Here is a 9,425-nt window from a genome sequence, read left to right as displayed (position 1 = left end):
CCATTTCACCGGCCTGGACATTGTCGAGGCCGTGGATGCGGGCGATACCGTCACCCACCGAAAGCACGGAGCCGACTTCGCTCACTTTTGCTTCGGTGCCGAAATTGGCGATCTGGTCCTTGATGACCTTTGAAATTTCTGCGGCGCGGATATCCATGGTTTAGCCTTTCATCGCTTGCGCGAGGGAGTTCAAACGGGTTTTGATCGAATTGTCGATCAGGGTGCTTCCGATCTTGACGGTCAGGCCACCAAGGATCGTGGGATCGATTTTGGCGCTGATCGCGACATCGCGACCGACGCGCTCTTTCAGCTTTGCCGAGAGGGACTTCATCTGTGCAGCCGACAAAGCATGCGCGCTGGTCACTTCTGCAGTGATTTCGCCGCGATGTGCCGAAGCGAGCGCAGCGAATGCGCGAGCGACGCCAGCGGTTTCAGCAAGACGACGATTCTCTGCGAGCACGCCAAGCGTCTTTGCGGTCAGCGCATCGAGCTTCAAAGCATTGGCAATCGCCGCAACAGCCTTTTTGGCGGCATCGCGCGAGATCGAAGCATTGGTCGTGAGCGAGGCAAAATCGCTCGATTCGCTCAGCGCTTTCTGCACCTTTGCAAGGCTGGCTTCGACTGCGTCGATTGCCTTTGCCTCGCGCGCCAGTTCGAACAAAGCGGTAGCGTACCGCCCTGCAAGGCTGGCTTGCACATTAGCCTGATTGCCGCCGGAGTTATCCACGCGTTTTAGTGTCCCTGTACAGACTGGAATATATGTCGCGACTGAAGCGCGAGGGAATCGTTCCCTCACAAAGTCGAGGGGCCGGTAGCAGGGGATTTGCTGCGATGCAAGATAGGGATTGGGGTTGATTTAGATGTAGCTCTAACCACAGGCAACTCGTCATCCCCGCGAAGGCGGGGATCCATCACCAGAGCTTTCCTTTTCAGCGACGGTTGCGTTATGCCTTTGCCTCAGGAGATGGATTCCCGCCTTCGCGGGAATGACGAAGTGACGGGAGGGCTGCCAATGGGCCAAATGATCAAAATGAAAATGTCCGATGGCGCAGAAATCGCCGTCTATCATGCAGCACCCGAAGGCGAACGGCGCGGCGGGCTGGTTTTGATCCAGGAGATTTTCGGCGTCACCGACCATATTCGCGACTTGTGCGATGAATATGCAGTCGATGGCTATGAAGTCCTGTCCCCAGCACTGTTCGATCGCGAACATCCCGGTTTTGAATGCGATTATACCGGCCCCGAATTTGAGCGCGCGGTGGAACTGGCGCGCAAACTGCACCCGTTTGATCAGTCGCTGGCTGATGCCCAGACCTGCATTGATGCCTTAAAAGACAAAGGCCCCGTATTCATCACCGGTTATTGCTATGGCGGTTCGGTCGCGTGGCGGATGGCGCAGATCAGCCCGGATCTGGCCGCAGCCTCTTCTTATTATGGCAGCATGGTTCCAACCATCTTTGCCAATGAGGCTCCGCGTTGCGCAACCATCGCCCACTTCGGCCGCTTTGACCAAGGCATCCCGATGGAGGGCGTCGAGGCCTTGATCGAAAAGGCGCACCCGACCGCGCAGATATTTGTCTATGATGCCAACCACGGCTTCAACAGCGATCGCCGCAAGGATTATCACGAGCCCAGTTCAGAACTGGCGCGGGAGCGGACACTGGCTCTTTTCAAGGCGTGCGGCGGCTGAAACTTTGAAAGCAAGAATCGGGACGCAGGTGGTTTCCGAGGCGGTTAGATGCGAAATCCACATCAACGATGAGGATGAAGCCATGACCTACAAGATTACCGGATTGCTTCCCGCTGCCCATGCCCATTTGTTCGCGATGAGCGATACCCAACTGGCTGCAGTCAATGCCCGCCGCGTCACCGCAACCGCCAGCAAGGGGTTTCCCTGTCGCGTTTCGTTGGAGGATGCGTCGGAAGGCGAAAGCCTGATCCTGTTTAACCATGTCAGCCATGATGTCGCGACACCCTATCGTTCTGCCTATGCGGTCTATGTTCGTGAAACGGCGCAGCAACCGGCTGAATATATCGATCAAACGCCGCCAGTGTTCGAGGGCCGTCCGATCGCGTTGCGCGGCTTCGATGCCGAAGGAAATCTGCGTGAAGCAGCCTTGGCGTTACCCGGGCAGGCGGATGCGCGTATCCGCGAACTTTTCGCGGGTGAGGAGATCGCCTATATCCATGCCCATAACGCCGCGCATGGATGCTTTTCGGCAGCGATAGAACGGACCTGAGATGATAGACGCCGATACCGCCTGGGCCGCCGTTCTGCGCCGCGACCGCAGCTTTGACGGACGCTTCGTCACCGGTGTGCTGACAACTGGAATTTATTGCCGTCCCAGTTGTGCTGCGCGGCATCCCGCGCGCAGCAATGTGCGCTTCTTCTCAGATGGCGCAGCGGCACGGGCTTCCGGACTGCGGGCTTGTAAGCGATGTGTTCCCGACGATGTCGCGCGCGATGAAGCGGCGATGGCAAAGGCCCTGCATCTGTTGCGGGCCCAAGAGCCGCCGTCGCTCGACGAATTGGCAGAGGCGGTCGGCTATGCGCCGCACCATTTCCACCGCCTGTTCAAGCGGGCAACCGGGGTAACGCCTGCCGCCTTCGCCCGGGCCGAGCGCGCCAAGCGGGCCACTTACGCGCTGGCGAGTGAGGAGCGGGTGACTGATGCGATTTACGAAGCAGGCTATTCGGGGCCGAGCCGATTTTATGAAGACACCAAAGGACGTTTGGGGATGACGCCGAGTGCCTGGAAAAATGGCGGAGCAGGGGCGGTCATCCGTTGGGCTGTGGTATCGACATCGCTCGGGCAAATGCTGGTTGCGGCAACTGAAAAGGGTATCTGCCGCCTGTCATTTGACGAAGGTGGAGAGGCTTTGGCGGATCGCTTTCCAAAAGCGGAAATTCTGCCCGCAGATGCAACGACACAGTCGCTGATTGAAGGAGCGGTCCAAGCGGTCGAAAACCCGTCGCGCATGCCCGATCTGCCGCTCGATGTCGCAGGCACTGCGTTTCAGGAAGCGGTGTGGCAGGAATTACGCCGTATCCCGGTTGGCGAAACCCGCACTTATGCCGATATCGCGAATGCAGTCGGCAAACCAAAAGCGGTGCGCGCGGCTGGTTCGGCCAATGGCGCCAACAATGTTGCGGTGCTGATTCCCTGCCACCGCGTTGTCCGCACCGATGGCAGCCTAGGCGGCTATGCCTATGGGCTGGAGCGCAAGGCAAAGCTGCTCGAACGCGAAGGCGCGGCTGACTCGCCGCAAATTCCCATGCTATAACTTCCGCTATAGCGCGGATTCGCGCTTTTCGGCGGTATGGCAGGGATTTTACATTTCTGACGCTTTAAGACTAACGGTCTGTTCACCCTTTTCCGCCATAGGGAATGCGATGCTGTGCGTAGTGCAGCTTGGATTTCCGCCGAAAGCAGCTGCCTTTCGCGCGGGCTGGAAGGATGTGGGAATGAACAAGTCATTGAAGTTCAAGGCTTTGCTTGCGCTCAGCGCCAGCAGCATGGCAATCACTGGCTGTTCGACGACGGGCGGATCGAATCTGCCCCCCGCCCCGTCGATTCCCGCGCAGCAGCAGGTAAGCGAAGAATATATCATCGGCCCGCTTGACCAGATTACCATCTTTGTCTGGCGCAATCCGGAACTTGGCGCGAAGGTGCAGGTGCGCCCCGACGGTCGCATCACCACCCCATTGATCACCGACATGCCCGCTGCGGGCAAGACGGCGACGATGCTGCAGCAGGATATCAAGCTGCAATTGTCGCAATATATCAACGATCCGATCGTTTCAGTGATCGTCAATGAATTTGCCGCGACCAACAATCAGCAAGTGCGGATCGTCGGTGCGACCGAAAAGCCTGCCTCAATCCCCTTCCGTGCCGACATGACCTTGCTCGATGCAATGATCGCGGTAGGTGGGCTGTCCGAATATGCCGCCGGCAACAAGGCGCGGCTTGTGCGCTTCAACAAGGCCACTGGCAAGAGCCAGGAATATGCATTGCGCATCAATGACCTGATCCGCCGCGGTGACAGCAAATCCAATGTCCTGCTCCAGCCCGGCGATGTCATCATCATCCCCGAAAGCATGTTCTAAAGGGTAGCGGCACAGCGATATGAACGGATTGTATGACGAACTGCGCATTGCCGTCCACAGCGTGTGGAACCGCCGCTGGCTGGCGCTTGCCATCGCCTGGGGCGTGTGCCTGCTCGGCTGGCTGGTCGTCTCGCTGATCCCTGCAAGCTATGAATCAAGCGCGCGGATCATGGTGCGTCCGCAGACGGTGCTGTCGGAAAAGGTGGGTATTACGGCTGGTGAACGCCGCAAAGCCGTTGAGCAATTGCAGCAGTCGTTGGGCTCGTCCGCCAATCTGGAACGTGTGGTCAAGGGCACGGATATCGGCCGCACGGTTGTGTCGGAAGCCGAGCTTGCGACCGCCATTTCCGCGCTGCGCCCGAACATCGCGGTGAAGGCCGATCCTACCAATGAGAATGTGTTTTCGATCACCGCGATGCACAAATCGCCGCGTATTGCGCGGGATGTCGTGCAAAAGCTGATCGACATCGCCGAAGAGGAAAATATCGCCGGTGATCGCGCCGAAACCTCGAAGACGCTCAAATTCCTCGATGCCCAGCTTGAGGCTCGGCAAAAGGAATTGGCCGAGGCTGAGGCCAAACGCGTTGCCTTCGAAACGCAGAATCTGGGCATGTTGCCGGGGGCCGGTTCAGCCTCGACCCGCATGGAGGCCGCGCGTGCCGAAATGTCGCAGATCGACACGCAGTTGATCCAGGCGCGCAGTGCTGTTGCAGCGCTGGGCAGCCAATTGGCCGGAACCCCCCGCTCGCTGGCAGGTGTCGGCGGAGGCGGCAGCCCGCTGGCTTCGGCACAAAACGACCTCGCTTCGATGAAGGCGCGCGGTTACACGGACGACCACCCCGATGTAATCGCGATACGCAACCAGATTGCGATTTTGCGCTCGCAAGGGGCAGGGGCTTCGGCGGGCGGTGGCGGAATGCCAAACCCGGCTTATGCTTCGCTTCAGTCGATGCTGGCCGAACGCCAGGCATCGGTGACGGCTCTATCCGCGCGCAAAACCGCACTGCAGGCCGAGATCAGCGACTATACCGCAAAACAGATTTCGCAACCCGGGCTGTCCGCCGAATATTCGCGTATCAGCCAGGATTATCAGGTGCTGAAAACCCAATATGACAAGCTGCTCGCCGACCGCGAAGCGATCCGCCTGCGCGGGCAGGTCGAAAATGAGACCGGCACAGTGCAGTTCGAGGTTGTGGACCAACCCGGCGTACCGTCTGCGCCAGCCAAGCCCAACCGCCCGCTGTTGCTGGCGCTGGTGCTGTTTGCGGGCCTGGGTGCCGGGGCAGGCGTGGCCTTTGCGCTTGGCCATTTGCAAACCAGCTTCCCGACCGCTGCCAAGCTGGAAAAGGCGAGTGGCCTGCCGGTAATCGGCGCGATTTCGCAAATGCTAACCAGTGCGCAACGCGAAGAGCGCAAGCGCAAGATGAAGATGTTTGTTGGCGGGGCCAGCGGGCTTGTCGGCGTCTTTGCCCTGCTGCTGGTGGTTGAATTCATCCAGCGCGGCATGGCGGCATGAAGGGGCCCGATAAAATGAACAAACACAGCCCGATCAAGCCGCCCGCGTCGTTGCTCGAACGCGCCAATGAGATGTATGATTTCGGCGCTGCCTTGCGTGGACCCGCCAAGGAGGCAGCCCCGGCGGAGCAGCCCGCGCCGCCACCCCTTGCAGAGCCTGAAGCTGCAAAAGCGCCGCCCGCTCCGGCTGCCGCTCCCGCTGCGGCGCCTGTTATGCCGCAACCCGTTGTGCGTCCGTCTTCAGGCCGTGCCAAACCGCGCGTCCATATCGATCGCGATGCATTGCGTGCTGCCAATTATATTGATCCGGAAGGTCCGGTCACAGGCTTGTCTGAAGAATTCCGCATCGTCAAACGCCAGCTTCTGTTGGCCGCTCGCGGTGGCAAGGGTTTCGACGCCATCGAACATGGCGAACGCATCCTGATCTGCTCGGCAAACCCCAATGAGGGCAAGACCTTCTGCGCGGTCAATCTCGCTTTGTCGATGGCGACGGAGAAAGACAATCGCGTTCTCCTCGTCGATGCCGATTTCGCCAAGCCCAGCGTGCTGGCACGGCTGGGCATTGAAGGCGGACGCGGGCTGATGGATGCCCTTGCTGATCCTTCGATCGATGTTGAAGACCTTGTCATTGAAACCGATGTCGATGGGCTGTCCGTGTTGCCCGCTGGTGCGCAGACCAATCAGGATACCGAATATCTAGCCGCCGCGCGCACCGCTGCGGTGCTCGACCAACTGACCAGTCACGATCCGGCCCGGATCATCATTTTCGATTCTCCGCCTGCGCTCGCCGCTTCGCCCGCATCGGTGCTGGCGCTGCATGTCGGACAGGCGGTGATGGTCGTTCATGCCGATGTGACGACCGAAACAGCCCTCCGCGATGCACTCTCGCTGCTCAGCGGATGCGAGAATATCCAACTGTTGCTCAATCGTGCCAAATTCTCCCCCACCGGACGCAAGTTCGGCAACTATTATGGATATGGAGCATAAAATGCCCAGCCAAACTCAAGCCGGAACCAAACTGCTGCTTGCTTCGGTTGCACTGATAGCTCTGCCGTCGATGGCGCATGCGCAACTACTCGACACCGATTGGTCAGATACGGAAAACAGCGCGCCTGCTGCTGCTGCCGAGGCGCCCGCCAAGAAAGAACGCACGCGTCGCGCAGAGGTTCGGCCCTATCTGGAGGCACGGCAGGTTCTGCTGGCTGATCTCGACGATGGAGGTGATGTCCTAACTTATTCGACGCTGGCCGTCGGCGTTGATGCAAGCGTTTCTGAGCGGAATGCCGAGGCGCAGGTGAATGTGCGTTACGAAAGGCTGATCGGATATAGCAGCCGGGTTCGCGATCAGGACAATCTCAGTGGTCTTGCACGCGGTAATGCCCGCTTAGGTCGCAATGTGAGTATTGAGGCCGGTGCCTATGCCAGCCGTGCCCGGACAGATAATCGCGCGCCGACGCCGGGAACCTTTCTCGGCAATCCGGATAATGTGAGCCATGTGTATTCGGTCTATACCGGTCCGACATTTACCGCCCAACTCGACGATGTGACCGTCGCTTCTTCACTGCGTGCAGGATATACCAAGGTCGACAATGGCCGCGTCGCCACTCTCCCGTCAGGGCAGCCGGCGGTGCCAACTTTTGACGACAGCGTCAGCTATGCGGCGCAGGCAACCGTCGCCATGCAACCAGGGCGTTTGCCCGTGGGCTGGGCCGTCAGCACGGGATGGAACCGTGAAGATTCGAGCCAGCTCGACCAACGCATAGACGAAAAATATATGCGCGCCGATGTGACAGTGCCCGTTTCGCCCACGCTCGCACTCGTTGGCGGTGTCGGCTATGAAAATGTCGAAGTCAGTGAGCGCGACGCGCTGCGCGATGCATCCGGAAATCCGGTTCTGACTTCCAGCGGCCGCTATGTTACGGACCCGGCCTCCCCTCGATTGAACGCCTATGACAGTGATGGGTTGATCTGGGATGCCGGGGTTCTGTGGCGTCCCAGCAGACGAACCTCGCTCGAGGCGCGCTATGGCCATCGCTATGGCAGCGATACTTATTATGGCAGTTTCAACTACGCGCCGAGTGAACGCATGGTGGTGAATGTCTCGGTCTATGACACCATTTCGGGCTTTGGCAGCTCGCTCAATCGAGCGCTTGCAGGATTGCCAACCCAGTTCACCGCGATCCGGAACCCACTCTCGGGCGATCTGGGCAATTGCGCATTCGGCAATACAGGTAGCACCTGCCTCGGCAATGCGCTCGGGTCGCTGCGCCCGTCAGCTTTCCGTTCACGCGGAATTTCCGCATCGATGGTCACCAGCAGTGGCGGCTGGGATTCGGGCATCGCTGCTGGCTATAATCGCCAGAAATTCCTGAACTCGCCGCTCGGCGCGCTGCCCGAACTCGACGGGCTGGTTGACCAGAATTACTATATCGTCGGCTATCTTGGCCGCGATCTTGATCGACGTTCACGCTTCGAAACCAATGTTTACGGCAATCTGCTCGAACCTGGCTTTGCACTGGCGCCTGATATCTTTAGCATCGGTGCCAATGCAGCCTATTATCGCCAGATCTGGCGCGGGCTTACGGCCGGTGCCGCTGTCGGCATCGACAGCGTAAAGCCGGAAGATGCCGATGGCGATGTCACCGCATCGGCGCTGCTCGGGCTGCGCTACAGCTTTTAAGGCCAACTGACAGGGAAGATAAGACCATGTACGATCAATATTACGGCTTGTCAGGACGCCCATTCCAGCTGACGCCCGATCCGCATTATTATTTTGAAAGCGGAACGCACCGCAAGGCGCTCTCCTATCTCGGCTATGGCCTTGCGCAGGGCGAAGGTTTCATCGTCATCACCGGCGAGGTCGGTTCAGGCAAGTCGACTTTGGTCAGCCATTTGATGCAGACGATCGACAAGGCGCGCCTCACGGCTGCCACCATTGTCACCAGCCAGCTCGACGCCGTTGATCTGGTACAGATGACTGCCGAAAGCTTTGGTATCGATACGCGCGGCATGGACAAGGCCGCAACGCTGAAGGCAATCGAGAACTTCCTCCATGCCGAGGCGCGCGCAGGACGCCGCTGCCTGCTGGTGGTTGACGAAGCGCAGAATCTGACGGTCGATGCGCTGGAAGAATTGCGTATGCTGTCGAACTTCCAACTTGGTTCAACCGCGCTGTTGCAGATATTCCTGCTCGGCCAGCCGGAGTTCCGCAATTTGCTGCAGACTGCGCCCGAACTGGAGCAGCTGCGCCAACGTGTGATCGCGACGCACCATCTGGAAGCGATGGATGCCGACGAGGTGCAGCCCTATGTCGAACATCGCCTTGCGCGCGCGGGATGGACCGGTCGTCCACAACTGACCGCAGATGCTTATGATGTTTTGTACAACGAAACCGGCGGTGTGCCGCGCAAGTTGAACGCATTGATGAACCGCTGCCTGTTGATGGGTGCAGTCGAGCAGACTGATACCATTAATGGCGATCTGGTTGTTGCCGTGATTGCCGACATGACCGGCAAACCGTTCGAATATGATGCCACCCTGGCGTCGCAGGCACCTATGGCCGAGGCGGCGACCGTGCCAGCCGCTGCAAATGCGCAGGCTGCATCTGCCGCCCCGGATGGCGCGCAGTATCAGGCGCTGGCATCGCGCATCGATCAGATCGAAGCGCGCATGGCGGCACAGGATGTGACCATGCGCAGGGTGCTTGCCATGCTGATCGATTGGATGGAAAAGGAAAACCAGTCGCTCGCCGCCCGCATGCGGGATATGCGTGCAGCCTGATCTTGGAAGGATGAAGGGTTTT

General features: G+C 59.2%; 9 protein-coding genes and 1 pseudogene. 8 read left to right on the top strand and 2 right to left on the bottom strand.

Annotated elements, in window-relative coordinates:
- Positions 1-157: pseudogene (locus tag PKC81_RS12085) on the bottom strand (F0F1 ATP synthase subunit alpha); the annotation flags it as partial.
- Between the two features lie 3 nt (positions 158-160).
- Positions 161-727, bottom strand: coding sequence for a F0F1 ATP synthase subunit delta (locus PKC81_RS12080; protein ID WP_324336421.1), 567 nt, complete (start codon positions 725-727; stop codon positions 161-163).
- Positions 728-1,021: 294 nt separating this feature from the next.
- Between PKC81_RS12080 and PKC81_RS12075 the strand changes: the two genes are divergently transcribed.
- The 8 genes from PKC81_RS12075 (at position 1,022) to PKC81_RS12040 (ending at position 9,403) form a co-directional block, all read left to right on the top strand.
- A complete protein-coding gene (locus PKC81_RS12075; RefSeq protein ID WP_324336419.1) occupies positions 1,022-1,690 on the top strand; it encodes a dienelactone hydrolase family protein in 669 nt (222 codons plus the stop codon).
- Positions 1,691-1,772: 82 nt separating this feature from the next.
- Complete coding sequence (locus PKC81_RS12070) at positions 1,773-2,240, top strand: DUF1203 domain-containing protein (RefSeq protein ID WP_324336417.1); 468 nt, start codon at positions 1,773-1,775, stop codon at positions 2,238-2,240.
- Between the two features lies 1 nt (position 2,241).
- Positions 2,242-3,285, top strand: a complete 1,044-nt coding sequence (gene ada, locus PKC81_RS12065; RefSeq protein ID WP_324336415.1) for a bifunctional DNA-binding transcriptional regulator/O6-methylguanine-DNA methyltransferase Ada — start codon at positions 2,242-2,244, stop codon at positions 3,283-3,285.
- Between the two features lie 181 nt (positions 3,286-3,466).
- The gene (locus tag PKC81_RS12060; RefSeq protein ID WP_324336413.1) at positions 3,467-4,108 is read left to right on the top strand and encodes an XrtA/PEP-CTERM system exopolysaccharide export protein; all 642 of its coding nucleotides are present in this window, start codon (positions 3,467-3,469) and stop codon (positions 4,106-4,108) included.
- A 19-nt stretch (positions 4,109-4,127) separates the two neighbouring features.
- Complete coding sequence (locus tag PKC81_RS12055; protein WP_324336412.1) at positions 4,128-5,624, top strand: XrtA system polysaccharide chain length determinant; 1,497 nt, start codon at positions 4,128-4,130, stop codon at positions 5,622-5,624.
- A gap of 14 nt (positions 5,625-5,638) precedes the next feature.
- A complete protein-coding gene (locus PKC81_RS12050; RefSeq protein ID WP_324336410.1) occupies positions 5,639-6,610 on the top strand; it encodes an AAA family ATPase in 972 nt (323 codons plus the stop codon).
- Position 6,611: 1 nt separating this feature from the next.
- Positions 6,612-8,303: a hypothetical protein gene (locus PKC81_RS12045; protein ID WP_324336408.1), complete on the top strand. Its 1,692-nt coding sequence runs from the start codon at positions 6,612-6,614 to the stop codon at positions 8,301-8,303.
- A 26-nt stretch (positions 8,304-8,329) separates the two neighbouring features.
- Positions 8,330-9,403: an XrtA/PEP-CTERM system-associated ATPase gene (locus PKC81_RS12040; protein WP_324336406.1), complete on the top strand. Its 1,074-nt coding sequence runs from the start codon at positions 8,330-8,332 to the stop codon at positions 9,401-9,403.
- The last annotated feature ends 22 nt before the right edge of the window (positions 9,404-9,425 follow it).

This window comes from Sphingorhabdus sp. (assembly GCF_035329025.1).
Taxonomy (GTDB): Bacteria; Pseudomonadota; Alphaproteobacteria; order Sphingomonadales; family Sphingomonadaceae; genus Sphingorhabdus_B.
This window is presented reverse-complemented; position numbering and strand designations above follow the sequence as displayed.